The 22,918-nt window shown below is 57.8% G+C and carries 33 protein-coding genes; 19 read left to right on the top strand and 14 right to left on the bottom strand.

What is annotated here, in order from left to right:
* Positions 1 to 76: 76 nt before the first annotated feature.
* Positions 77 to 2,164, top strand: a complete 2,088-nt coding sequence (gene dnaG / locus SynMITS9220_RS07150) for a DNA primase (RefSeq protein ID WP_186991982.1) — start codon at positions 77 to 79, stop codon at positions 2,162 to 2,164.
* Between the two features lies 1 nt (position 2,165).
* Here the strand turns inward: dnaG and SynMITS9220_RS07145 are convergent, their stop codons facing one another.
* Positions 2,166 to 2,933 carry an SDR family oxidoreductase gene (locus tag SynMITS9220_RS07145; protein WP_186988183.1) on the bottom strand — a complete coding sequence of 256 codons (768 nt, stop codon included), beginning with the start codon at positions 2,931 to 2,933 and terminating at the stop codon, positions 2,166 to 2,168.
* A gap of 96 nt (positions 2,934 to 3,029) precedes the next feature.
* On the opposite strand from SynMITS9220_RS07145, the gene SynMITS9220_RS07140 reads away from it, so the two are divergent.
* The 6 genes from SynMITS9220_RS07140 (at position 3,030) to SynMITS9220_RS07120 (ending at position 5,820) form a co-directional block, all read left to right on the top strand.
* Positions 3,030 to 3,287: a hypothetical protein gene (locus tag SynMITS9220_RS07140; protein ID WP_067097925.1), complete on the top strand. Its 258-nt coding sequence runs from the start codon at positions 3,030 to 3,032 to the stop codon at positions 3,285 to 3,287.
* Positions 3,287 to 3,583: a hypothetical protein gene (locus SynMITS9220_RS07135; RefSeq protein ID WP_067097922.1), complete on the top strand. Its 297-nt coding sequence runs from the start codon at positions 3,287 to 3,289 to the stop codon at positions 3,581 to 3,583. The genes SynMITS9220_RS07140 and SynMITS9220_RS07135 overlap by 1 nt, the downstream gene beginning before the upstream one ends.
* Positions 3,584 to 3,712: 129 nt before the next feature.
* The gene (locus SynMITS9220_RS13370) at positions 3,713 to 3,844 is read left to right on the top strand and encodes a hypothetical protein (protein ID WP_255482967.1); all 132 of its coding nucleotides are present in this window, start codon (positions 3,713 to 3,715) and stop codon (positions 3,842 to 3,844) included.
* A gap of 190 nt (positions 3,845 to 4,034) precedes the next feature.
* A complete protein-coding gene (locus SynMITS9220_RS07130) occupies positions 4,035 to 4,205 on the top strand; it encodes a DUF4278 domain-containing protein (protein ID WP_186988181.1) in 171 nt (56 codons plus the stop codon).
* Positions 4,206 to 4,757: 552 nt separating this feature from the next.
* Positions 4,758 to 5,138: a thermonuclease family protein gene (locus tag SynMITS9220_RS07125; protein WP_255482966.1), complete on the top strand. Its 381-nt coding sequence runs from the start codon at positions 4,758 to 4,760 to the stop codon at positions 5,136 to 5,138.
* Positions 5,139 to 5,664: 526 nt separating this feature from the next.
* Positions 5,665 to 5,820: a hypothetical protein gene (locus SynMITS9220_RS07120; protein WP_186988179.1), complete on the top strand. Its 156-nt coding sequence runs from the start codon at positions 5,665 to 5,667 to the stop codon at positions 5,818 to 5,820.
* A 341-nt stretch (positions 5,821 to 6,161) separates the two neighbouring features.
* Here the strand turns inward: SynMITS9220_RS07120 and SynMITS9220_RS07115 are convergent, their stop codons facing one another.
* Positions 6,162 to 6,320, bottom strand: coding sequence for a metallothionein (locus tag SynMITS9220_RS07115; protein WP_074160771.1), 159 nt, complete (start codon positions 6,318 to 6,320; stop codon positions 6,162 to 6,164).
* A gap of 261 nt (positions 6,321 to 6,581) precedes the next feature.
* On the opposite strand from SynMITS9220_RS07115, the gene SynMITS9220_RS07110 reads away from it, so the two are divergent.
* Positions 6,582 to 6,962 carry a hypothetical protein gene (locus SynMITS9220_RS07110; RefSeq protein WP_186988177.1) on the top strand — a complete coding sequence of 127 codons (381 nt, stop codon included), beginning with the start codon at positions 6,582 to 6,584 and terminating at the stop codon, positions 6,960 to 6,962.
* 99 nt (positions 6,963 to 7,061) lie between these two features.
* On the opposite strand, the gene SynMITS9220_RS07105 is transcribed toward SynMITS9220_RS07110, so the two are convergent.
* The 3 genes from SynMITS9220_RS07105 to SynMITS9220_RS07095 all read right to left on the bottom strand — a co-directional run bounded on the left by SynMITS9220_RS07105 (position 7,062) and on the right by SynMITS9220_RS07095 (position 8,924).
* On the bottom strand, positions 7,062 to 7,274 hold the full coding sequence (locus tag SynMITS9220_RS07105) for a hypothetical protein (RefSeq protein WP_186988175.1): 213 nt from the start codon (positions 7,272 to 7,274) through the stop codon (positions 7,062 to 7,064).
* A 71-nt stretch (positions 7,275 to 7,345) separates the two neighbouring features.
* Positions 7,346 to 7,519: a high light inducible protein gene (locus tag SynMITS9220_RS07100; RefSeq protein ID WP_115126092.1), complete on the bottom strand. Its 174-nt coding sequence runs from the start codon at positions 7,517 to 7,519 to the stop codon at positions 7,346 to 7,348.
* Between the two features lie 1,240 nt (positions 7,520 to 8,759).
* Positions 8,760 to 8,924: a hypothetical protein gene (locus SynMITS9220_RS07095; RefSeq protein WP_186988173.1), complete on the bottom strand. Its 165-nt coding sequence runs from the start codon at positions 8,922 to 8,924 to the stop codon at positions 8,760 to 8,762.
* Positions 8,925 to 9,121: 197 nt separating this feature from the next.
* On the opposite strand from SynMITS9220_RS07095, the gene SynMITS9220_RS07090 reads away from it, so the two are divergent.
* Both SynMITS9220_RS07090 and SynMITS9220_RS07085 read left to right on the top strand, forming a co-directional pair.
* Entirely contained in the window at positions 9,122 to 9,304 is a 183-nt protein-coding gene (locus SynMITS9220_RS07090) for a hypothetical protein (RefSeq protein ID WP_186988171.1), read from the top strand.
* A gap of 219 nt (positions 9,305 to 9,523) precedes the next feature.
* Complete coding sequence (locus SynMITS9220_RS07085) at positions 9,524 to 9,772, top strand: hypothetical protein (RefSeq protein WP_255482965.1); 249 nt, start codon at positions 9,524 to 9,526, stop codon at positions 9,770 to 9,772.
* Positions 9,773 to 9,785: 13 nt separating this feature from the next.
* Here SynMITS9220_RS07085 and SynMITS9220_RS07080 read toward each other — a convergent pair whose 3' ends face one another.
* The 4 genes from SynMITS9220_RS07080 to SynMITS9220_RS07065 form a co-directional block, all read right to left on the bottom strand.
* On the bottom strand, positions 9,786 to 10,691 hold the full coding sequence (locus SynMITS9220_RS07080) for a DUF481 domain-containing protein (RefSeq protein ID WP_255482963.1): 906 nt from the start codon (positions 10,689 to 10,691) through the stop codon (positions 9,786 to 9,788).
* Positions 10,692 to 10,744: 53 nt separating this feature from the next.
* Positions 10,745 to 12,019 carry a Y-family DNA polymerase gene (locus tag SynMITS9220_RS07075; RefSeq protein WP_186988167.1) on the bottom strand — a complete coding sequence of 425 codons (1,275 nt, stop codon included), beginning with the start codon at positions 12,017 to 12,019 and terminating at the stop codon, positions 10,745 to 10,747.
* Between the two features lie 5 nt (positions 12,020 to 12,024).
* Positions 12,025 to 12,468, bottom strand: coding sequence for a LexA family transcriptional regulator (locus tag SynMITS9220_RS07070; protein WP_115126096.1), 444 nt, complete (start codon positions 12,466 to 12,468; stop codon positions 12,025 to 12,027).
* A gap of 82 nt (positions 12,469 to 12,550) precedes the next feature.
* A complete protein-coding gene (locus tag SynMITS9220_RS07065; RefSeq protein ID WP_186988165.1) occupies positions 12,551 to 13,243 on the bottom strand; it encodes an SGNH/GDSL hydrolase family protein in 693 nt (230 codons plus the stop codon).
* Between the two features lie 99 nt (positions 13,244 to 13,342).
* Here SynMITS9220_RS07065 and SynMITS9220_RS07060 point away from each other — a divergent pair, with 99 nt between their 5' ends.
* On the top strand, positions 13,343 to 13,735 hold the full coding sequence (locus SynMITS9220_RS07060) for a hypothetical protein (RefSeq protein WP_186991976.1): 393 nt from the start codon (positions 13,343 to 13,345) through the stop codon (positions 13,733 to 13,735).
* A 20-nt stretch (positions 13,736 to 13,755) separates the two neighbouring features.
* On the opposite strand, the gene SynMITS9220_RS07055 is transcribed toward SynMITS9220_RS07060, so the two are convergent.
* From SynMITS9220_RS07055 to SynMITS9220_RS07045, 3 genes are read right to left on the bottom strand one after another with little or no spacing between them, the layout of a single operon-like run.
* Positions 13,756 to 14,190, bottom strand: a complete 435-nt coding sequence (locus SynMITS9220_RS07055; protein WP_186988163.1) for a 23S rRNA (pseudouridine(1915)-N(3))-methyltransferase RlmH — start codon at positions 14,188 to 14,190, stop codon at positions 13,756 to 13,758.
* A 12-nt stretch (positions 14,191 to 14,202) separates the two neighbouring features.
* Positions 14,203 to 14,646 (bottom strand): hypothetical protein, encoded by a 444-nt coding sequence (locus SynMITS9220_RS07050; RefSeq protein ID WP_186988161.1) that lies wholly within the window; start codon positions 14,644 to 14,646, stop codon positions 14,203 to 14,205.
* A complete protein-coding gene (locus SynMITS9220_RS07045) occupies positions 14,643 to 15,122 on the bottom strand; it encodes a pentapeptide repeat-containing protein (protein WP_186991974.1) in 480 nt (159 codons plus the stop codon). The genes SynMITS9220_RS07050 and SynMITS9220_RS07045 overlap by 4 nt, the downstream gene beginning before the upstream one ends.
* 86 nt (positions 15,123 to 15,208) lie before the next feature.
* On the opposite strand from SynMITS9220_RS07045, the gene SynMITS9220_RS07040 reads away from it, so the two are divergent.
* Positions 15,209 to 15,601: a YraN family protein gene (locus SynMITS9220_RS07040; RefSeq protein ID WP_186988159.1), complete on the top strand. Its 393-nt coding sequence runs from the start codon at positions 15,209 to 15,211 to the stop codon at positions 15,599 to 15,601.
* On the opposite strand, the gene SynMITS9220_RS07035 is transcribed toward SynMITS9220_RS07040, so the two are convergent.
* Positions 15,588 to 16,196, bottom strand: coding sequence for a uridine kinase (locus tag SynMITS9220_RS07035; protein WP_186988157.1), 609 nt, complete (start codon positions 16,194 to 16,196; stop codon positions 15,588 to 15,590). The genes SynMITS9220_RS07040 and SynMITS9220_RS07035 overlap by 14 nt on opposite strands.
* A gap of 83 nt (positions 16,197 to 16,279) precedes the next feature.
* Here SynMITS9220_RS07035 and rsmA point away from each other — a divergent pair, with 83 nt between their 5' ends.
* The 7 genes from rsmA to SynMITS9220_RS07000 all read left to right on the top strand — a co-directional run bounded on the left by rsmA (position 16,280) and on the right by SynMITS9220_RS07000 (position 22,323).
* Complete coding sequence (gene rsmA / locus SynMITS9220_RS07030; protein WP_186988155.1) at positions 16,280 to 17,131, top strand: 16S rRNA (adenine(1518)-N(6)/adenine(1519)-N(6))-dimethyltransferase RsmA; 852 nt, start codon at positions 16,280 to 16,282, stop codon at positions 17,129 to 17,131.
* Positions 17,132 to 17,203: 72 nt separating this feature from the next.
* On the top strand, positions 17,204 to 18,136 hold the full coding sequence (gene ispE / locus SynMITS9220_RS07025) for a 4-(cytidine 5'-diphospho)-2-C-methyl-D-erythritol kinase (protein WP_186988153.1): 933 nt from the start codon (positions 17,204 to 17,206) through the stop codon (positions 18,134 to 18,136).
* Positions 18,133 to 18,438 (top strand): DUF3082 domain-containing protein, encoded by a 306-nt coding sequence (locus SynMITS9220_RS07020; protein ID WP_115126103.1) that lies wholly within the window; start codon positions 18,133 to 18,135, stop codon positions 18,436 to 18,438. Before ispE ends, SynMITS9220_RS07020 begins: the two co-directional genes overlap by 4 nt.
* A gap of 182 nt (positions 18,439 to 18,620) precedes the next feature.
* Positions 18,621 to 19,604 carry an alpha-ketoacid dehydrogenase subunit beta gene (locus SynMITS9220_RS07015; RefSeq protein ID WP_067097485.1) on the top strand — a complete coding sequence of 328 codons (984 nt, stop codon included), beginning with the start codon at positions 18,621 to 18,623 and terminating at the stop codon, positions 19,602 to 19,604.
* A 3-nt stretch (positions 19,605 to 19,607) separates the two neighbouring features.
* Positions 19,608 to 21,080, top strand: a complete 1,473-nt coding sequence (secD, locus tag SynMITS9220_RS07010) for a protein translocase subunit SecD (protein ID WP_186988151.1) — start codon at positions 19,608 to 19,610, stop codon at positions 21,078 to 21,080.
* A 3-nt stretch (positions 21,081 to 21,083) separates the two neighbouring features.
* Positions 21,084 to 22,079, top strand: a complete 996-nt coding sequence (secF, locus tag SynMITS9220_RS07005) for a protein translocase subunit SecF (RefSeq protein ID WP_186988149.1) — start codon at positions 21,084 to 21,086, stop codon at positions 22,077 to 22,079.
* Positions 22,072 to 22,323 carry a hypothetical protein gene (locus tag SynMITS9220_RS07000; protein ID WP_186988147.1) on the top strand — a complete coding sequence of 84 codons (252 nt, stop codon included), beginning with the start codon at positions 22,072 to 22,074 and terminating at the stop codon, positions 22,321 to 22,323. The genes secF and SynMITS9220_RS07000 overlap by 8 nt, the downstream gene beginning before the upstream one ends.
* Here the strand turns inward: SynMITS9220_RS07000 and SynMITS9220_RS06995 are convergent.
* The gene (locus SynMITS9220_RS06995) at positions 22,295 to 22,876 is read right to left on the bottom strand and encodes a hypothetical protein (protein WP_255482962.1); all 582 of its coding nucleotides are present in this window, start codon (positions 22,874 to 22,876) and stop codon (positions 22,295 to 22,297) included. The two genes, SynMITS9220_RS07000 and SynMITS9220_RS06995, sit on opposite strands and share 29 nt — an antisense overlap.
* Between the last annotated feature and the right edge of the window lie 42 nt (positions 22,877 to 22,918).

Here is a 22,918-nt window from a genome sequence, read left to right as displayed (position 1 = left end):
CCGTTGTTTGGATCGTCTTGAGCTCGAAGCAGCAATTGCGATCGACGGGACGCGCGGTTTCTCGCAGAATGGTTCGATGGTCAGTCCCCGACTACACCCACGCACCATCGAGGCCGTTAAGGAACGCGCCGACATCGTGGACGTTGTTGGTGAGCACGTGGTGCTCAAGAAAAAGGGTCGTGAGTTCGTCGGAATCTGTCCGTTCCACGACGACAGCAAGCCGTCAATGACGGTGTCTCCCGCCAAGCAGTTCTATTACTGCTTCTCCTGCGGCGCAGGAGGAAACTCCATCAAGTTCCTGATGGAGTTTCAACGTCAGAGTTTCAGCGAGGTGGTGCTTGACCTTGCCCGCCGATATCAACTGCCGGTGGAGACCGTCGATGGTCCGCAGCAGGAGAAACTCAAACAACAGCTGTCTCGCCGCGACAAGCTGCACCGAGCGCTTGCATTGGCCTCCGGCTGGTTTCGTGCACAGCTCAGAACAGACGCAGGTGCTGATGCACTTCGCTATCTGCGTGAGACCCGCGGCCTGAGCGAAACCACCCTCGATCAGTTCGAGCTGGGTTATGCACCTGATCAGTGGGATGGCCTGCTGAAGCATCTGCAGCAAGTGGAGGGATTGTCTCCAGAACTGCTCGAGGCAGCAGGACTGGTGGTTCCCCGTAAAGGAGGGAACGGTTTTTATGACCGCTTCCGCCATCGGGTGATTGTTCCCATTCGTGATCGTCAGGGGCGGGTGATCGGCTTTGGTGGCCGCAGCCTCGATGGCAGTGAGCCCAAGTACCTCAACTCACCTGAAACGGAGGTGTTCGAGAAGGGCAAGCACCTATTCGGACTTGACCGGGCCTCATCCGCAATCCGCAAGGACGATCGTGCTGTTGTTGTGGAGGGCTATTTCGATGTGATTGCCCTGCATGCTGCAGGTGTCACCAATGCGGTGGCCTCTCTGGGCACCGCTCTCAGCAGTCAACAGATCACCCAGCTGTGCCGATGCAGCGATGGCAAGCGGATTGTTCTGAATTTCGATGCCGATGGCGCCGGCGTGCGAGCCGCCAACCGAGCGATCGGTGAGGTGGAGCAGCTGGCACTCCAGGGACAACTGGAGTTGAGGGTCCTTCACCTTCCATCCGGCAAGGACCCCGATGAATTTCTCAAGGAGCATGGCGCCGGTGACTATCGGGCTCTGCTGGATCAGGCGCCGCTCTGGCTCGACTGGCAGATCGAACAGGTCCTTGAGGGAAGGGATCTCAGTAAGGCAGATCAGTTTCAACGTTCGGTGGCTTCGCTGGTTGCGTTGCTGGGCAAGCTTCCCCAATCCGCCATCCGCACCCACTACATCCAGCAGGTGGCCGAGCGCCTCAGCGGTGGGCAGGGCCGTCTGGCTCTGCAGCTTGAAGACGATCTCCGCCAGCAGGTTCAAGGTCAGCGCTGGCACGGCCGCTCCAGCCGACATGAGAAGGCTGGCGAAGCTTCCCAGCGTGAACGTTCAGAAGCTGAGATCCTTCTGCTCTATTTGCATTGCCCGTCCCATCGGGCTGGCATCCGCCAGGAACTGAGGAGTCGGGAGCTCGAGGATTTCGCGCTGCAGCATCACCGTCTGCTGTGGTCTGGCATCACGGATCTGGAGGAAGGCAATCTCGGCAGTGTGCGGCTGGAAGCGATCTGTCGCGGTGAGGATCGCGGCGACGAATTGGCAGACCTCGATCTGCCCCGACTGCTCACAGATCAGCTCCTCCTGGACAACAGTGATCTGGTGACGCGTCTGACGCCACTGCTCGAACCGGATGAACTGCAGCGTGTTGCCTTGGCCCGGCCAATGGATCAGCTGCGTGGAACGGCAGCGATGCTTGAACGTCAGAAGAGCAATAAACGTTGCCGGCATTTGCTGGAAGCCTGGACTGGCCAGCGTCTGCAAACTCTGGAGCGTTGCATTGCCGTCTTAATCGAGCAGGAGAAAGAGGAGCAGTCAGCTCCTGCTGTTGAGTTGGAAGTCGATATGGAGCAGCGCATCCACACCATGTTCGACGACCTCAACGCTGAAGCCCTGCGTTTTCAGGAGCTGTATTACACCGAACGTCGACACATCCAACATCTCGATCAACAGCGCTGTGCCGGCTATACCTCGGACACCAGCTCCGAACCTGCAGCATCCGTCAACGGTTGAGTTAACGACCCATCCAACCGCCATCCACGACCAATGTCTCTCCATGCACGTAGCGCGAGGCATCACTGGCGAGAAACACCACCGGGCCGCGCAGGTCATCAGGTGATCCCAGGCGACCAGCGGGGATGCGTTCCAGAATCTGTCTGGATCTCAGTGGATCCGACTGCAGCGCTTCGGTCATCTCTGTTTTCACGTATCCGGGTGCAATGGCGTTCACCCTTACGCCGCGTCCTGCCCATTCATTGGCCAGTGAGCGCGTGAGGTTGGCCAGGCCCGCTTTGCTGGCGGCGTAGCTGGCCACATTCAATCCACCCTGATCACTAAGGATCGAGGCGGTGGAAATGATGCTGCCCTTGCCTCGCTCCAGCATCAGCGTCCCGATTCGGCGACTCACTCTGAACTGTGCACTGAGGTTGACCTCCAGCACCGTGTCCCAGAGCTCATCGCTGTGTTTCTCTGCCGGAGCCCGACGCACGATGCCGGCATTGTTCACCAGCACGTCGATGACTGGATGTTGGCTCAGAACCTGTTCAAGCACGTGGTCAACAGCATTGCGGTCGCTGAGGTCGCAGCGAAAACCAGAAAAGCGGCGGCCACGCCTGCGAATCACGTCTCCCACCTCACTGCTGTCAGGGTTGAGTGAGGCGCTGATTCCAACAATGTCGGCTCCTGCTTCAGCCAGTGCATCCGCCATGGCTTGGCCAATGCCTCTGCGGCATCCCGTGACCAGTGCCACCTGACCATCAAGCCTGAACAGCGAATCCTGCATCGTTCTGCGCGTCCCTTATCCCCATTCTTGAGCGTCTAGGCACTGGGCAGCGGCTCGGGTCGGAGTCATGATCAAAACGGTCGTTCCCCGTGTCCGATGTCTGAATTCTTCGAAGCGTTCTGGCATGGGGAGGGCATCGGTGATGGCGGTGACCTGGAGGAGGCTTTGCAGGCCTATGTGACCGTCAAGCCTGACGACAACGACTGGATTGCGGCCTGTGCCGTGAAGGAGGCGGCTCCCCGGATTGAACGTTTTTCGTCATTCGAGGCTTATCTCGATAACCAGGATCCTCTGGATGTGATTGAGGTCTCACCGCAGATGATTGTGGTGGCGATCGAACAGCTGCCTGTCTGATGTCTCATCCATCCGTTGATTTCGCGGCCAGCGCACCGGTGAACGATCTCTGGCCTGCTCTGGTGGAGCGACTCGGTCTTGAACGATCGCAGCGTGCAGTCCGGCAGGCTTTAGACCTTCAGGCCATGCAGGGCAGTGCTGCAACATTGCCGGTGTTGTTTTGCGAGACCTGTGGCCTGGCTCTGGCCAGTACTGATTTGCTGCGTGAGCAAACTGGATTAAATGGCCATGGCGACAATTTTGTGCTCTTGTTCTCCTCAAGATCCAATGCGGTGCAGTTGGTTTGCCCTGTCTGATCAAAGACCTGAAGCTTTCTAAAAACCAGCTGTTCTCTGGATTGAAAGCCTCAATGGTTAGGGCTCACTGATATCACTGGCGATCGGGGATGGAATGAGCCACTACGGAGATGATTGAACTGTGATTTGATGGCCCGCAAAATCCAACTGCCACTGTCGAAAAGCTCCAGCTCGAGTACAGCGGCCTGGGCGGCCATGACCTTTGCCTCGATTACAGCTTTGGCGGTTTGGGGTTTGGCGAATGCCTATCCCCATCTCTGAGCAGACCAGTGGAGCTGCCGGTGCAGGGGGAATTGGTCCGTTTTGTATCCACTCGAACGACCAACCCCTTGAGAGTTGTCTTATAAAACGTCTGTAGCAACAGCTACCAACACGTTCACCTCTTTTCGGAGAGGCGCAGTTCGATTCAGGCCAAGGAACGGGGACCTGAACTTGCTTCGAGGAACCATCCATGACAGCTCTTATTTACAGAGGTCAGACCTACACCCCTCATCACACTGCGGTGCAAAAGCAGAGTGTTGAACTCACCTACCGACGCGAGCACTACAACGCTCGTCGCCAGCAGGCAGCTCGTGAGCTTCACCCCCAGCTTGCTTATCGCGGTGTCTCCTACGCCAGATGATCGAGCGACGATTGATGAGATGCCTCGCTTTGGCGAGGCTTTTTTATTGACCAGCTCTGAATCTGATGCCTCACCTCGAGTGATGGGCGCAAAGAGGAAGGCCGCCCTTCCTGGTGGAAAGACGGCCTAAGTCGCTCGTTTGTGCATTGTTCAACCCATCGCTTGTCGAGAAAGGAAGGGGTCGAAGCTTCTGGCTAGAGGCGCCCTGGGGCCATGCGCTCTAGGTGTCGGGTCGTTGTCTCCGAGGGCACCTAGGGCGGTGCGAGTGGAGCGTCGATTGGCGTGGCGCACAAGGTCTGCCGACCAAAGGACCAACCCAGGTCATTGTTGAGACTGTTGGAGCAGGGGCCAGAAGTCAGTCTGCTTCTGCGATCTGCTCAGGTGGAGTGTCGACCAAGCTTGGTTCCTCCGATTGCGTGGCCTCACTCTCCACCCGCAGAGGCGTTTTTGGCATCGGTCGAATGGCGCATTGCCTTGGATGGCAAAACCTCCAATAGTGGAAATGGCTTGCCCAAGCTCAGATGCAGGCCAGATCTGATGCAGCTTCGATCGATGGCAATCCAGTTGCTGGCGACGGCGATGCTTGCAGCGCCGGCTCAAACGGCAGCTCCTGAGAGTGTGACCATCAGCGATTGCTACGACGGTGATACCTGCCGAACAACCGATGGCGAGAGGATTCGGCTGGCTTGCATCGATACCCCTGAACTGAGGGGAAAACGGGCTGCCCCTCTTCCCGCGAGGGCTGCCCGGGATCACCTTCGCGGGATGGTTGTGGGACGATCCGTCGGGCTTCGACGCATCTCGATCGACCGTTATGGCCGGACTGTCGCTGAGCTGTTTGTCGACGAGATGAATGTGCAGTTGGCCATGCTTGCCAGTGGATATGCCCGGATCGATTGGCGTTACGCAGACCAATGTTCTTGGGCCTCATGAACAACAAAACTGCGCCGATTCACTCGATCGCTGTTGCGCTGCTTGCCGTTGCTGTCATTTTTCTGGCAATCAAAGAACCACGCTGCGACTGCGACAACGACATGCCATCAGCACAAACGACAACTGGTCAGCAGGATTCAATGCAGCGCCCGTCGAGAACTGGACGGCAGCGTGAGCTCCGCAAGTTTTGACCTGCCGCAATTGCTCCAACCACTGACTCTGGTCAGGCAGATCCCCCCATGGAGTGATCACTGAAGCCTCAAGATGCACTCAGGCAGTGAAAGGGTGTTCTGATCAACCCTAAAGCCGTTTTGCCTCTCAATCAGTCAGTCAAAACAACAACAACTGGCAGTCTTGTTGTTGTTGTTTTATGAAGCAACTTACACAATCCAACGTTGATCGATCGCGAATGCTTCTTTTGGCTCGATCAATCTTAACGGCGGCCATGCCTTTTGGGTATCTTGATTGCCGCTTTAAAGATCCAACGGTTTTGTCTCATAAGCTGAGGAGAGTATGAACGATTTGTATGGAAGACAAGCTTGCTAATGGCAACACTCAGGCTCTGAGTGAAGAAGCGGTCAGCGATGTTAATCCCACAGTTCTCATTGGTGTTTTTATCGCTGTGAGCACATTTTTTATCCTTGCATCGACGATTGGCTCAGTTGTGGAGAGTTTTTCATGAGATAAGAGAACCTCAGTGAAAATCGTTCGGTGAGCCATGAAACGTCGATCATTCAGCATGGGCCTGCCTTGATTCTGATAGTTCAGCCACTTGACGATTCAAAGGGGGTATTGATCTTCAATAGGAGGCCGGAACGGCAGGACTGGAGCCTCGCATCAGGCGTTACTCACAACATCTTCGGGTGACTTTTTCAAGAAAGGCTTTGAGTTGTTCTTCTGCCATGGCTGATGGACCCTTCCAGAAGACTTGGCCATGACCATCAGCAACGCCAGCAGCACTCAGGGCCCCATCCCGTTGGTTCTTGCCGGGTGGGGCTTTTCTTTATGGACTGTGTTCAGGAATCAACAGCACTCGCAGCTGGTGCAGCATTGATCTCCACCGGCATGACCATCAGCGCAAGGCTGAGAACAGAACAGCTTTCCATCTTTTTCGACTGCAGAGTCTGGAGCAATCGTGCAATCGCAGGGCTCACAGGCACAGGTTGGGGTTGGGATCGCCATGGGCAGACCTCATCACTCATGCCTTTCTAGGACAGGTTGTGTTGAGGCTCATCCCCCAAGTGGGTGTTCTTCTCCCATGCTTCAGCTCAGTGCAGAGGCCACCGACCCTGGTGCTAGCGCGCGTTGGCTGTTGAGGCTGTTCAGGATTTCTACTGATCGCCAGGAGGCACGATCACTCGCTGGGGGGATGTGTTCTGCATCGAGATCGAGCACCCTTTCACCAACTTGTTTTGGTGAATGGACAGTCGCGTTCGGGTGGTTATGGGTTCTGCTGTTGCCGGCCTGATTGGGGTGGTTGCGCTTGCAGCAATGGAGGGATGGTTCAACCCTGCCCAAGCCGATCTGGTGTATCTGCGTTGTGATGTCTTCGGATTGGATGGAACCATCTGGGAAATCACGCTTGATGAGAAGGCTGGCAAAGCTTGGGTTTACAAGCCTGAATTCCGCAGCAGTACGGAATATCCAGCCTCGTTTACACCTGAGCACGTGAGGTTTGGGAAAGAGCTGCCCTACACGGGGTCATACCTTTCCAATGTTTTGGATCGTTCAACCGGTGCTTTAACCAGTGATATTCGGGGTTTGGCCGCTCCTCCTCTGACCGCAACCTGTGCAATTCAAGCCAAGACAACTCCCACGGTTTGAACGGCGGCTTCCCTCGTTTGGGTGATGTGCGCTGTTTCAAGCAGAAGACGTTGGAGCAGCTCACCTTGGAGAGTTGTTGGGATCTCGGTTGATGTCCCTTCAGCAGTAACGCTGGTCTGCCATGCAGAGTTTTTGATTGGCATGCCAGGCCGGCCATGACTCTTCTGGCCTCGGACGCTTGTACATCAACTTCAGCGGCCATAACGCCAGGGTCAACAGCATCTGCATGCAGATCTTCTCAAGCCATTCGGAAAGATGAATCAACACCTTTGAATCGCGACTTGCAGATGGTCTGTTGAAGAGTTCGGTCATGGTCAACGTACCGATCCTTCAGTCGTAGCTCATGGACCGTTGAAGAGCATCGGAACTTCAACCCAATCGGGTCAGCTGAACAGACCAAACACCTGGTTGAGGATGCCTTTGCCGGTGAGTGCTTCCACGGTTACTCCGATGGCCAGCCCCAGCATGGCCATACGTCCATTGAGACGTTCGGTGTAGAGATTGACAGGGTCAGCAGTTGTCTGCCTTGGACCCAGTGGTGAATTTGGGGTTAACAAAAAACGTGCTGATCAATTATTGAGCAAACCTTAAGGACGGCGATCTGTTGTTTGTTGTGCCAAAAGCGTGTGTCGTGTCATTTGTGATTGCTTGTCTGAATCAGGTTGTACGCACCATCCGTGTCTGGAGAGGGAACAGGACCGTCGCATTCAGGATGTGATGCGTTGCCAACAGGCGGAAGAACGTTTCTTGCTGGGACGTGATTTAGGGCCGCAAACTGGCCTTAGAGCGGGAGCGGGAAGTCTTTTGCTGGCTGTTCGTCAACGTCTGTAGGTGGCCGTTATGCGTGCTGTTGATCAGATGTTCAATTGAAGTGTGGTTGAGCAGGATTGCATCAAGTTCTACGCCGAGATTTCAAGCACTGATCAGCTCGGCTTGATCCATCAGCTTCGTTAGGACAACTGTTATTAGCAACTGATGAAGTTGAAGTTCAGATGATGAAGGATACAATTACTGTTAATCTGAACGATGCTTCGAAAATTCAAAAAGCCATTTTAAGAGTGGTTGAAGACGTACTGCAGTGATTGATTTATGGCCTTCAATTGTAAGTGTTGATCACTTGTTCATGTTTTGATTGTTCGTCGTCTTGGCTGCCAGATTTGTGAGCTTACAGATTTGGTTTATCCCAACAAGATGTCTGAATTGATCGTTGTGAGTCTGTCTTGTGCAGGGCTAGGGCTGGTGAGAATTTGCGAGTTGGTTGAGGCCTCGCTGGGCTTGCAATGCAAGCCTTTGTCGATCTCATAAAGCAGTGCGAATGCAAACAGCACCACCGCACCTCCGAGAAACATCCAGGTTTGCTTCCAGGAATGCGTCTCGTTGAATGTTTCGATATGGATCCAGGAGTCAGTCGTGTTCTTCTCGTTCATGCCGCGACTCTTTCTCGTTTAAGGATGGCTTCAGTCCACGTTGATGGCATCCAAGGGGCTGTTGTATGTAGCCCCTTGGATGCCAGCGCTTTGAAGTCCGGCAATCGTTCTTCAGTTGTTGGTGTGGGGTGTTCCGCGTGTCCCCGGATACACGGGACGGGCCAGCAGAGTGAGCGGTTTTGAGGCCTCAGATTTCTTCTGTTGCGTTGCGTTCTTGTCGATTGACGGCATAGCACCAAAAGCGGTTCTTTCAGGTGTAACCCAGGTCGACCCTTTCGCGCACCTTGGTGAAGCCCCTGGTTATTGCAACGCATCAAAAAGGGAGGCTTGTTCGTTGGCCTCCCCAGGATTTGAACCGACCTTGAAAGGCTCAGGCCACTGAAATGCTGTAAGGAGCGGCGGGATGGCTTGTCGGCATCGGATCAACGCTGCCGTTGGCCATAGCCTTTGCGCGTCGATACATCTGGCTATCAGTGGCGCCTTGCTTCTCCATGGCGGCAGCAATGACGGCCCAGTTGCGGATTTCGTAAGTCATTCGAACAAGCGAAGAAAGAACAGCGAAACCATCGCGAAATCCTGTTGTTGTCCGTGACGGAGATATCCGCACAGCTGCGGCTCGCGAAAAGCTCAACGGCTACTTAATGTCCCTTGCGAAAAATGGATACTGTTGCTGCTGCTACGTCAAGACAGCATGAAAACTTGTAATAATCTCTTCATCATCTCGTGTGTCCCATGAACGAGCCTGTTGCCACCTTCTCGTACGACTTGAACGCTCTGAGGTTGGAATACAAGACAACCTGCGATGCACTGCGTCATTGGCCGGGCGGCGATCCCAACGAGCAGGATTTCCTTGAATGCAAGAAGCAGGAGATTTTCCGGGCCTTGGCCGAGCAGTCACTGCAGCTCACGGTTTAAGCACTTAGCACGTGTTGTGGCAGGAAGGAGTCGAAGCTCCTGGCTCGATCGCTGCTTGGGTCTGTTGCGATATTGAAGGCTCTTGCATTGCTTTCCGCGTTGGCCATCGTTCGGTTCACTCAATTGTGGTTACTGCAACATGTCCTCAGACGTTGTTGTTCAATGCATCGTTTTTTGATTGCTCTCACTGCTGCTTCTTGTCTTTGTGCTTCTCCGGTGATGGCCATTCCGGCCATGGATGATCTGGAGCTCAGATTGCAGGGTGAAGCCAAGGGTTGGCTTGATGCCACTTGCACCTATTACGGATTGGGTTGGCTCACTGCCGATCAGGGATCAAAGGCCTTGAAGCGTCTGATGTTGCTGTTGGCGGCGCACTACCTCGATCCAGAAGAAACGGAACGCGCGAAATCCGCTGCACTGTCGAGAGATCCGCAATGCAAAGCCATCTGGCCTGAGTCATCTCCATGACGTCCGCTCAGGCTCAGTCCAGCTTCACCCCCACCTGGATGGAGATGTTGTTGTTGACCTTTGGACTGCGCAGTTCGTTGTAGATCGTTTGGCCGTTCAGGGATGTGAACAGGCGCTGATTGTTCATGGGGAAGACTTTCAGCGCGATCGAAAAGATGTTGTTGGTTGAGATTCCGTTCACGTATGCCCCGGTATAGGTATTGGTCAGCGTGAGGCTGGTGGCAGAGCTGGGCTTCCATTCCAGTTCAGCTCTCGCTGTTGTTGCTGCGAAGGTCTGTCCACAGACTGGGTCTGCGTTGCATCCATCCCCTCCCCAGATTTGTTCAATGGAGGGACCGAGGGACACGGTGAGCCGTGTTTTTGAGGTCTTGATCAGGTCGTAACCGAGGCCAATTGAGCTTTCAAATGCGTCGGTTCCGCTGAAGTTCAGTGTGTCGTAGTTGAAGTGTGCACCTGCATAGGCGTGCAAACGACTGTTCAAGCTGCGGATGTAGCGCAGTTCAGCGTCGCCTTCATTGGTGTCTGTTGAGTTGCTGGTCTCTCCCTCGTCACGGGAGACCTCGTACTGGGCATTCACTTTCAACGAGACTTTGTCGGCGCCTGAGGTGTAGCTCGTGTCGAGCTGTGCTGTTCCCCCGGCGTCGAGATCGTTGTCGGTATTGGATCCCGTCACTCCCCCGGAGAGACTCAGCTTCCATGGTTTCGGTTTGGGTTCGGGCATCAGCGCCGTTTTCGGGATGCTCAGCTTTCCCAGCACTGGGTGCTGCAGCACCGTTGTGGTGTCTGTGCTTTCGGAAGGGATCAGCTCCCCGTGCAGGGTGTCGCCGTTGCTCAGCTTGAGGGTGACCTGCTCGGCGACAGTCGCTGTGGCCCCAAGCAGGACAGCACCCGCAGCAATGATCGGGATTCGCCGCAACACAACCCTTCCATCGATAGAGGCCAGATTTTTTCATAGAACCCTGTTGCTGTTGTTCAGGCCTGGACCACGGGTACATCGCTCAGTCGTGTGGTGGCTGCCCGGCCCAGCCGTTCCCGTCGCATCGACCAGCCGGAATGCAGGCCGCAGGCGGCCCACTGCACGGTGCCGCGTCCATAACGGCGGTTGAGACCGTCGATGGTGTTCATCAGCGTGTCTCGCCGTTGCAGGTGTGCTGCACTGCAAGGCACCAGCAGGTGATGCTGCAGTTGTTCCGTGTCCTGCAGGTGCTCCATCAGCACCCCGGCCTTGGCAAGCTGACGGTGGGGCTGGAAGATCCGTTCCACCAGTGGCAGCGCGGCGTTCAGCAGCATCTGGGTGTCGTTGCTGGGCAGGTCCAGATGGGTGCTGGCGCTGCGGCTGTAGAAGCCAGGCGCGAACGGACTGGTGCGGGTGTACACGCTTAGAGAGGCGGCGCGTTGCTGCTGTTTGCGCAGCTTTTCCGCGGCACGCACCACGTAGGTCGCCACAGCTTCTTGCAGCTCCGCCAGAGACGTGATGGGTCGACTGAAGCTTCTGCTGACACAGGTTTCCTGCTTCGGGGATGGGGCCAGATCGAGGGGAAGACAGGCATGCCCCTGGAGTTCCCTCTGCAAGCGCAGGCCGACCACACCCGCTTTGGCCCGCAGGGGGCCGCTGGCCATGTCTCGCAGTTCCCTGGCGTTGCGCACACCACGCAGTCGGCACCAGGCAGCGAGTTTGCGACCGATTCCCCACACGTCTTCGATGGCGATCGTTTCCAGCCAATGGTCCCGATGGCTGCAGTGCCCGAGATCGAATAGGCCTGCATGGCTGGCCTCCACCTTGGCGAGACGGTTCGCCAGCTTCGCCTGGCCTTTGCTGGCTCCCAGGCCGATGGCGATTGGCAGTCCCAGATTGCGACGGACCAGGGCACGCAGCTGCCGGCCCCAGGGCCGTAGATCTACCGCCGCTGGACGACTGATGCGAGCGAAGGCTTCATCAATGGAATACACCTCCAGCTCCTCCACCTGACTCTCGAGAAGGCTCATCAGTCGCTGGCTCATGTCGGCGTAAAGGGCGTAGTTGGAACTGCGCACCACCACTCCGCACCGTTCCAGTGTCTGCTTGGCCTTGAAATACGGAGTGCCCATGGCAATGCCGAGTGCACGGGCTTCGGCGCTGCGGGCCACGATGCAGCCGTCGTTGTTGGAGAGCACCACCACTGGGCGGCCGATCAGGGCAGGATCCAGGCTCTGCTCGCAGGAGGCATAGAAGTTGTTGGCGTCGATGAGCGCGGTGACCTGAGCCATGGCGTTCAGAGGGGATGAATCACATGAATGGCAACCCCCCAGATCTGCACGTCGTTGCAGGACCGCAGATCAAGAGGTGGATAGTTGGGATTGGCTGCTTCCAGGCGCAGCCGGCCGTGATGGCGGACCAAGCGCTTGAGGGTGAAGCCGCCATCGAGAACAGCCACCACCACGCGTCCGGGGTGGGGGTCAAGGCTGCGGTCCACAACCAGAAGGTCGCCGTCGTGAATGCCGTCACCGGTCATGGAGTCGCCGCTAACACGCAGGAAAAAGGTGCTGGTGGGATGCCGGATCAGTTGGTCGTTGAGGTCAATCCCCACGTCCACGTAGTCCTCTGCCGGAGAAGGGAAGCCTGCGGCCACACGCTCTCCGGCCAGTGGCAGCTGCCTTGACGTTCGTTGGGGGCTTAGGGGTTGCGGTGGCTGGAGAAAGGAGCGATCGATCTCCATTGCCATGGGTTCAACAGGTCGACACGTACAGAATAGTACAGGCGTTCTATTCAGGTGGCTGGTGATTGGTTGTGCTCTGCGTTCAGGTTGGGGCGATGAGATCCGCCAGGCCTGAAGCGATTGCGGACTGGGCCTGGCTATCGAAATGGATGCCATCAAGGGGTGAGGGGCTGGCCACGGTCTGCACGTCGAACGCCAGCACCTCCAGTTCGTCGGCGAGCTGGAGATAGCAGCTGGCTAATGCCTGGGATTTCGTGTCGGCGCCATCGAATCCCCAGGCCAGCGACTGTGCCGTGATCTTCACCAACGGTGGTGTCATCAGCACGATGTTGGGGGGCCGGTCGGGCCGCTCGCGCGGGCCACAGTTGAGCGCGCTGCGGATGTCATGCATCAGGATGCGGGCGCCATCAGCGATCTGCTCGGCGGACAGGTTGAGATAGTCCTTGCAGTCGTTGCAGCCCAGCGCCAGGATCACCATGTTGATGGGTTTGTGACTGTGCAACGACGTCATCAGGCCTGAGCGGCCGCTGCAGCTGTATTGCGCGCCATACCTGGCTGCGCCGATGGGATCGTCGAGCAGCCAGGTGCGGGAATTGAGACCGTCCTCAATCGTTCGCCAGGCCTGGCCGGACGCACGCCGGTTGAGCTGCTGCTCCAACTGATTTGGCCAGCGTGTGTCGTGGGGCAGTCGCCCACCACCGTCGGGGTTGAATCCCCAGGTGTTGGAGTCGCCGAAGCAGAGAATGGTCCTCGGCTCCTGAGCTGGTGCTGTCATGAACGGCAGGTTGTCTGCGCAAATCCAGTTCAGCCATGATCCGCATTCGGCGCCATCGCGGCCTTGACCGGAGAGGATGCGCTCACTGACGTTGTCGTGATGGCTGCTGCCCCCTATCTCGTTGCCCTCGCCCTGATCGAGCAGGAGGGGAAGAGGGCTCTGCCGCTGGCCGGGCGTTCCCTCAGTGCAGAAGCCGCTGCTGCGGAGCAGCCCACGCAGGTGGCCCATTCGCTGGCCCTGGAATTGCTGCTGCGTTTGTGGCAGCGCAGTGATGGGGGGCCGTTACGTCGCGCCTGCGGCGTGGAGAGTCTGCTGCTGGTAGAATTGCCGATGGAGTGTCTGCCGGAAGACCTCCCCAGGCTCAAAGCCGACTGGCTCAACAGTGGCGACACCGAGGCCTTCCAGGCGAGTCTTCAAGCCATCTGTGGGCGCGCCTGGACCATCAGCATCGCCAAATTCGAAGCTGTCGCACTCAGCGCCTGGCCAGCCTGAACCTCGTATTGGTGTTGGTTTTAGGCCCGGTGATAAGGACTCCCCTGCAGGATCGACTGCGCTCTGTAGAGCTGCTCAACCAGCAGCAATCGCGCCAGCTCATGGGGAAAGGTCAGGGGTGAAAGGCTCAGTTGCCATCGGGCCGAGCTCTTGAATGCATCGGTGAAGCCGTCAGCGCCACCGATCACAAAGGCCAGACGCTCGGAGCCAAAGTCCCGTAAACGATCAGCGAAGTCCACCGAGGTCAGGGTGTTGCCCTGCTCCATCAGCAGCACCGGCAACTCATCGGAACGCAAGGCCTGACGGATCGCTTCGACCTCCTTGTCACGGCTGCTGTCTCGCAGTTCAGTGATGGTTAGCCCAGGCAGGCGCTTGAGGTAGAGCTCCACACCGTCCTGAACCCATCGCTTGCGCACTTTTCCGACCGCGATGATCCGGTATCGGGAGATGTTCATGGCACAGCGGCGTTACTCCGTCTCGTCGTCTTGTTCCTCGAGAAACATCTGCCCGAAAGCCACATACAGGCTGTCCTCTTCGCTGCCAGGCACCACATCACGGCGTTGAGGGCGGGTGTTCTTGCCCTTGCCGGTCGAGCGGGTGGGGACCGCTGTTTGGGAGGGCGAATCCTGCGTCAAGGGGGATGGCGCATTCAGCTTCTGGCGTCGCTCACTGTCGACCCGCTCTTCTGCATCCCGCAATCTCGCCATCAGATGCTCAGGGACGGTGCCGTCCTGGCTCACCTGCATCAGTTCATGAAACAGCGCTTTGGGGTCCTGCTCGGTTTCGACTCTGTGGCGCGGTCGGCTGGTTTTTGCAGAGCGTTGAGTTTCGGCTTCTGGTGCAGGGATGGGCTCAGGAAGCTGCCGTCCCAGTTGCCTGAGCCGCTCAAGACTGCGGGGGTCGAAGCTCATGGGCAGCCGAGGGTGTCACGGGTGTCGCGTCCGGTCACAGGGTTGGTGCCATCAGCAGCGGCACAGAGTGTTTTCAGTGCGTCACCGCGAAACGGCACGTTGGTGAAGTCGGCACCGGTGATCGTCACATTGATGAATCGGGTGTTGAAGGCAAAAGCATCCTCCAGAACGGCATCTGTGAGGTTGGTGCCATCAAGCACTGCTGAATCCAACGTGGCATCACGCAGATTGGTTCCTGTGAGGTTCGCGTCCTGAAGCTTGGCTCCATAGAGGCTGGCGCCTTGCAGGTCGCTGCCAGACAGATCAGCTTCTCGCAGGTTGGTGAGGTTGAAGGTCACCCCCTGCATCTCCCGGTTGGAGAAATCAGCACCGATCAGCACCTGTTTGGCGTAGTCCATCGCGGCCTGCACCGGCTGCAGAGGCAGACCAATCAGCAGGACGAGAGCAAGCAGGAAGGCCAGCAGATGTCGTTGCATCAGCGGATCAAAAGCGTGGCCCAAGCCTAGGGGGCCTGATTGCTGGCTTCAGGGGGGAACACTTCGAGAATCCAGGGAGACGAGTCTTGTGCGCTGTTGATGCGAAGAGCGATCCAGGTCGCTGGGCAGAACGTCGTGCTCTCAATCTGTTGAAACGCCGTGGCTGGCGTTGCCTGGCTGAGCGCTGGAGCTGTCGTTACGGGGAACTGGATCTGATGATGGTCAAATCGGGCCGCTCAGGTCTGCGTCTGCTGCTGGTGGAGGTCAAAGCCAGGCGTCGATGTGGTCTTGATGGTTGGGGAATGAGAGCTTTTGCCAGGTCCAAGCGCCGACGACTGGCTCGAACGCTTGCCTGTTGGCAGTCCTGTCATCCCTGGTGTGATCAGGGGCATCTCGAGGTGGTGCTAGCGCTGGTGCCGCTGCCACCCAGCTCCAGGCCTGTGCGCTGGATCAGGGTGCCGGAGCTCAGGATCTCTTGATCAGACCTTCAATCCGTTTCACAGCCAGCGAAAGACCCGTTGGAAGATCGCGGATCACCAGATCAGCCGAACGTCTCAGCGGATGGATGAACCGCCGCTCTCCCGGCAGCATCTGCATCACTGACTGACGCAAGACCGACAGTGGGCTTCGCTGGCGTTCGCGGACGTCACGGCGCAGGCGGCGAATCACCCTGATCGGTAGGGGTGCGCTCAGATAAATCAGAAGATCAGGATCGAGATGATCCATCAGCAGTTGGGGGCCGAACGCACCCTCCAGGAGCACAACATCCCAGATCTCGTTGAAAGACTCCCAGCTGACGTCCCTGGTGCTCATGTCGTAACGGCGTCGATGCTGCAGACGGCGTTCGAGCAGGGCCTGAACATCGTCGATCAGTGCATCCCTGTCGATGGCATCGACCGTGTCGAATCCATAGATCGAATCCGGTGTCCAGTGCTCGCGGTAGTAATCGTCGAAGCCGATCACCACAGCAGCAATCCCGCTTTGCGCGAGCGACGTTTTCAGCTCCTCACTGAAGTGGGTCTTGCCTGCTGCGGAGGGGCCGGCGATACAGATCAGCAGGGCAGATCTGTTCATCAAACGCGCCAGATCTCAACACCCTCATCATTGCGTTCCGCGCCCTCTGCTCTGGTGCACAGTGAACCCATGGCCCGCATGACATGAGCTTCGCAGGACATACGGCCCGCAAACGGTTTGGACAGCACTGGCTGCGGGATGAACGGGTTCTTGATCGGATTCTCGAGTCGGCAGAACTCGTGGAGGGGGACCGTGTTCTCGAGGTGGGACCAGGACGGGGTGCTCTGACCGAACGACTGCTCAGGAGTCCTGCCGCGATGGTGCATGCGATCGAGCTGGACCGAGATCTGGTGTCAGGTCTGACCGAGCGCTATGGAGCCCAATCGCGGTTTTCACTCTGTGAGGGCGATGTTCTCAACGTTCCTCTGACACTTCCTGACGGTTCTCCGGCTTCCAAGGTGGTGGCGAACATTCCGTACAACATCACTGGCCCGCTGCTCGATCGGCTGATTGGTCGTCTGGATCGGCCCGTGGATCCGCCTTACGAAAGGCTCATCCTGCTCGTCCAGAAAGAGGTGGCAGAGCGCATTCGAGCCCGTGCCGGACACAGCAGTTTCAGTGCTCTCAGTGTGCGTTTGCAGCTTCTGGCCCGTTGCCAAACCGTTTGCCCTGTGCCGCCGCGTTGCTTTCAGCCGCCTCCGAAGGTTCAATCCGAGGTGATCAGACTTGACCCCCTGCCGGCGGATCAGCGCCCAGATCCCGAGCTCTGCCGTGGGGTGGAACGATTGCTCAAACAGGCGTTTCTGGCTCGACGCAAGATGCTGCGTAACACCCTTGCCGGTGTCAAACCGCCGGATCAGCTCCAGGCGCTGGCACAGCAGGCCGGCATTGATCTGCAGCAGCGGCCTCAGGACGTGGCACCAGAACACTGGGTGGCCTTGGCCAGGGGCTTGCGTGAGGCGGAACCGTCTGCTCAGACCCTCGATCCCCGTTGAGCACTGGGATCTGCCCGTGGTCTAGCCTCCTCATTCCGGGCGGAGTCCGGTCAACTTCGCGGCGTCCTGTTCATGACGGCACCGGTCTGCGTCAGCGCTCCGGCCAAGATCAATCTGCATCTCGAGGTGCTGGGCCTGCGCAACGACGGGTTCCATGAACTCGCGATGGTGATGCAGAGCATTGATCTCGCTGATCAGCTCGAGTGTGAGAACACTGCGGATGGCAGTCTTTCACTCAGCTGTGATCAGCCCGGACTCAGTTGCGGAGACGACAACCTGATCATGCGGGCGGCCAGGCTGCTGCGTGAGCGATCCGGATTCGGGGAGTTGGGTGCACGGATGCATCTGCGCAAGCGCATTCCCATCGGCGCCGGTCTTGCTGGCGGCTCCAGTGATGGGGCAGCAGCACTGGTTGGCTTGAATACGCTCTGGGGCCTCGGCCTCAGTGCCTCTCAGCTCGAGACGCTGGCTGCTGATCTCGGATCCGACATGCCGTTCTGCATTGCCGGCGGCACCCAGCTCTGTTTCGGACGCGGAGAACGGCTTGAGGTTCTGCCTGAAGTGTCTGCGCCGCTTGGCGTTCTGCTGGTGAAGGATCCATCCATCAGCGTGTCGACGCCGTGGGCCTATGGCGAATGCAAGCGAGAACGTTTCCATCACTATCTCGAGGGTGAGGCAGCCTTTGAACAACGTCGTGAGCTGCTTCGTACTTCTGCATGGCTGCGCCCCCTACGAAGCGAATTGCCTCCGCCCTTGCGCAACGACCTTCAGGCCGTAGTGGCTCCGCAGACGCCCTCGGTCCGCACTGCGCTGGCGCTCTTGAACGCATTGCCAGGGCAATTGCGAGTGGCCATGAGTGGCTCCGGCCCGAGCTGCTTTGCTCTGTTCCCAGACTTCAGCGCTGCTGAACAAGCCCGTCTGCATGCTTCTGGGCAGTTCGAAGCGGAGGGCCTGCAATCCTGGAGTTGTTCCCTGCTCCCCTATGGCGTCAAGCTGGCGGCATGAGTGACAGCAACGCAGCCACAGCCAAACCCCGCAAAGGACCCCTCAGTTTCCTGTCCGGATCGATCACCAGTCTGGTTCTGGCCTGGTTGAGTTTCGGCTTGAGCAAAAAAGTCGTGATCTATCTCTCGACGCACTCGTCAAATTTCAGCAGCACCACAGCGCAGAACATCGCGTCTGCCATGAAAACGCTGTTCATCGGAATGTGTTTTCTGGCCACATTCAGCTTTGCCTTCATCGGGATTGGCTTGTTCCTGGTGTTTCTTCGCAGTCTTTTCATGAAAGACACCGTTGACGCTGCCTAGCCTCAGCGCAGAGCATTCGCAACCATGACCCCCCACGATCTCGGTCAGCTCGTGTTGCTGCTGTCTCCAGGTCTGCTTCTGTCGGTGCTGTTGCTGGCGACCTTTGCTGCCGGAGGCTGAACACCCCTGGACTGAGATAGCTTGGCCGCTGACGCCGGCATTGCCGGGATTGCAGCAACGCCGTGGCAGGGACGCTTCTCTTCAACGCACTTCGCGAAGCCATCGATGAGGAAATGGCCCGTGATCCCCATGTTTGTGTAATGGGAGAGGACGTCGGCCATTACGGCGGCTCTTACAAAGTCACCAAGGATCTGTACGAGAAATACGGGGAACTGAGGGTCCTCGATACCCCGATTGCCGAGAACAGTTTCACCGGCATGGCTGTGGGTGCCGCGATGACAGGCCTGAGGCCGATCGTGGAGGGCATGAATATGGGATTCCTGCTGCTGGCCTTCAATCAGATCTCCAACAACATGGGGATGCTGCGCTACACAAGTGGCGGCAATTTCACGATCCCCACGGTTGTGCGTGGCCCGGGTGGTGTCGGTCGACAACTTGGCGCCGAGCACAGTCAGCGGCTCGAGGCTTATTTCCATGCTGTGCCCGGCATCAAGATTGTGGCCTGCAGCACGCCGACCAATGCGAAGGGCCTGATGAAGGCCGCCATCCGCGACAACAATCCGGTTCTGTTCTTTGAGCACGTGCTGCTCTACAACCTCACGGAAGAACTGCCAGACGGCGACTACACCTGTGCCCTCGATCAGGCGGATCTGGTCAAGGAGGGCAGTGACATCACGATCCTGACCTACTCACGCATGCGTCATCACTGCCTCAAGGCTGTGGAGCAGCTCGAGGCCGATGGGATCAACGCCGAACTGATCGACCTGATCAGCCTCAAGCCCTTTGATATGGAGACCATTGCCCGCTCGATCCGCAAGACCCACAAGGTGATCGTGGTGGAGGAGTGCATGAAGACCGGTGGTATCGGTGCCGAGTTGATCGCTCTGATCACCGAACACTGTTTCGATGAGCTCGATGCCCGGCCGATCCGGCTGTCCAGCCAGGACATCCCCACCCCCTACAACGGCAATCTCGAGAATCTGACCATCATTCAGCCGCATCAGATCGTCGAAGCGGCTCAGACCATTGTTCGTCAGGGGCTCTGATTGATGGCCCGTCAACAGGGCTGGTTTGCCCTCATCCTTGCGCTTGCCATCGCTGCAGCTGCAGTTCTTTCCAGCTTCCCGCTGCAGCTCGGACTTGATTTGCGTGGGGGCAGTCAGCTCACACTGGAGGTCCAGCCGGCCGGAGAGATCACCACCATCGGCGCCGAGCAGATGGAAGCGGTGAAGGCGGTGCTCGATCGCCGCGTCAACGGTCTTGGTGTGGCTGAATCCACGCTGCAGACCGTTGGTGATGATCAGCTCGTGCTGCAGCTGCCGGGCGTGACCGATCCGACTCGCGCCGCAGACGTTCTCGGAAGCACAGCCTTGCTCGAGTTCAAGGCTCAGAAGGAAGGCACGCAGGAGGAAGTGCAAAGCCTTCGACAGCTGAGAGGCCAGCTGCAGAGCGTTCTGGCCACGCGTTCGGACGATGATGCGCCCGAGCTTGATCCCGTTGAGCAGGACGAGCTCGCCAGACGCCAGAAAGAACTGGGTCTTGATGGAACGGCAACAACGGAGACGGAGCAGCTGGAGCAGTTGCTCGCGCGCACCAATCAGGAAATTCTTGATCGGTTCGAGCCCACGGCCTTCACGGGTAAGCAACTGGTCAGTGCAGGTCGTCAGCAACAACAGAACGGCTCTGGCTGGGAGGTGACCCTGAATTTCAACGCTGAGGGTGGCGAGAAATTCGCCGAACTCACCCAGTCGATCGCCGGCACAGGCCGCCTGCTGGGAATCGCTCTTGATGGCGAACTCATCAGTGAAGCCAGTGTCGGTCCCCAGTACAAAGCTGCTGGAATTTCAGGAGGCACGGCGTCAATCTCCGGCAACTTCACAGCTGAAGACGCCCGCGATCTCGAGGTTCAACTGCGGGGTGGTTCGTTGCCCTTGCCGGTGGAAATCCTTGAGGTGCGCACCATCGGACCGTCTCTTGGTGCGGAGAACGTCCGTCGCAGCCTGATCGCCGCCCTTTCCGGACTTGTGTTGGTCGGCATTTTCATGCTGCTGATCTACCGGCTTGCAGGTGCTGTGGCGGTGATGGCCCTCAGCCTCTATGCCCTGTTCAATCTCGCGGTCTATGCCCTGATTCCTGTCACGTTGACGCTACCGGGTATCGCTGGTTTCATCTTGAGCATCGGCATGGCAGTGGATGCCAACGTGCTGATCTTCGAGCGCATCAAGGACGAACTCCGGCGAGGCAACACCCTGATCCGCTCCATTGAAACGGGATTCTCCCAGGCGTTTTCATCGATTGTTGATGGTCACCTGACCACCTTGATCAGTTGTGCAGCCCTCTTCTTCCTCGGCACCGGACTGGTGAAGGGCTTCGCGGCGACTCTCGGCATTGGTGTTCTGCTGAGTCTGTTCACTGCTCTGACCTGTACACGCACGCTGCTGCGTTTCCTGATGAGCTATCAGGGCTTGCGGCGTCCGACGAACTTCCTGCCGGCAAGGCAACTTCCCACGACAGCGTCCTGAGCCATGGCTTTCACATCACCCGCAACTGATGAGCGACCTCTGCGCTTTCCCCTGACCAGTCGTCGACGGCAGGTCTGGTTGGTGTCTGCTGTCTGCCTGCTGCTGAGCCTGATCGGGATTGTGCTCAGCTGGACTGATCCTCAGATCGGATTGCCCCTAAGGCCAGGTCTCGACTTCACCGGTGGAACTCAGATCCAGCTGGAGCGCAGCTGCGCTGACACCTGCGATCAGCTCAGCACCGTCGCTGTTGAATCTGAGCTTCAGCAGATCAAGCTTCCGGTTCAGGATGGGAAAGCACTGCCCAAGTTGGACAACGCTCGCGTTCAGCTTCTTGATGGTGGTCAGTCGATTGTTGTGCGGATGCCAGCCCTCTCCGCAGGCCAGGGGCAGGCTGTGATCGAAGCACTTGAAACGGTGGCTGGCCCCTTTGAGCCTGGAGGTCAGTCCGTTGACACCATCGGTCCCAGCCTTGGTGGACAGTTGCTGCGCAGCAGTCTGATTTCCCTGCTGGTCGCCTTTACGGGAATTGCGCTGTACATCACCGTTCGCTACGACCCTCGCTATGCCTTTCTGGCCCTAGTGGCCTTGGCTCACGACATTGTGATTGTTTGCGGCGTCTTCGCCTGGCTCGGCCTCACCACAGGGCTGGAGGTTGACAGCTTGTTTGCCGTGGCTCTACTGACCATCGCTGGATATTCCGTCAACGACACCGTTGTCGTTTTCGACAGAATTCGCGAGCGCCAGCGCATGGATGGTGACCTTCCTCTCTCCGTGCAGGTTGACCGTGCTGTGTCAGCCACATTGACCAGAACCATTTACACCAGCGGCACCACACTTCTGCCCCTGGTTGCCCTCATCCTCTTCGGTGGTTCAACGCTCTACTGGTTCGCCATTGCTCTGGCACTGGGAGTGATCGTTGGCAGCTGGTCCAGCATTGCCCTGGCCCCTTCTCTGTTGAGCATCTGGCCATCCCGATCTGGTGCAGCTGCTAGTGCCTGATCGCGCAGCAACAGCATCAGTTCGCTCTCAGCGCTGGATACCGCTGTTGTTGCTGATCCTGGCTCTGATTGATCTCAGAACGGAATTGCGACTGCTAGCGGATCAGGTGACCCTGACGGCTCTGATCTTTGCTGTGCGACATCACCTGCTCGCCGTGGTGGTGCTGGTGTTTCAACCTTCACTCTGGAGCCGCTACGGCCCGCGCCGTCGGCGCGTCAGTAACGAAACTGTCGATAACCCTTGATGTCCAGAGAGTTCTGCTGTGCAGCTGTCAATTGTTCATCTCTGGCAACGTCGAATTCAATGCAGTTGAAGCGTCGATAAGAGCTCACAGGGGTGCATGTTCGGCGCGGGCGTTGACTGGTCTCAACACGAACGTCCTCGATCACTTTGGTGGTGGGTAGATCGCTGAGCCCATCGGCCCCGGTTGCCGTCGAAGTCGCGTTGGGCGGTAATTGCTGAAAGGAACAGAGCTCTTTAGCGAGATCGGTTGCCGCTTGATCGAGACAGGCTTCAAAGTCCGCCTCGATCTGGCCTCTGCGCTTTTCATCCGCCAAAAGCTCGAGTTTGCGTCGTTCCTGGCGGGTGAGGGGGATGGTCTTGCGAACGCGTTGTGTGGTCGTGACGGTGAAGGTGCCCCCCTCCGTGATCCAGCGTTCGGCTTCCTGCTTGGCCTGCGCTTGCGATGAATAGGAGGGGCGAAGCTCCTGGGGCTCCTCTATGGAACTGGTTCGACGCAGGTTGGCGTAAAAAAAGCCGGCGTAGATCAGCAGGCCCAGTACTCCGCTTCCGGCCACCGTTGCGAACACACTCAGGGAGGAGGGCCGATCCAGGGATCC

Source organism: Synechococcus sp. MIT S9220, assembly GCF_014304815.1.
Lineage (GTDB): Bacteria > Cyanobacteriota > Cyanobacteriia > PCC-6307 > Cyanobiaceae > Synechococcus_C.
The sequence above is the reverse complement of the archived record's forward strand: the minus strand, read 5'-3'. Positions and strand labels throughout refer to the sequence as shown.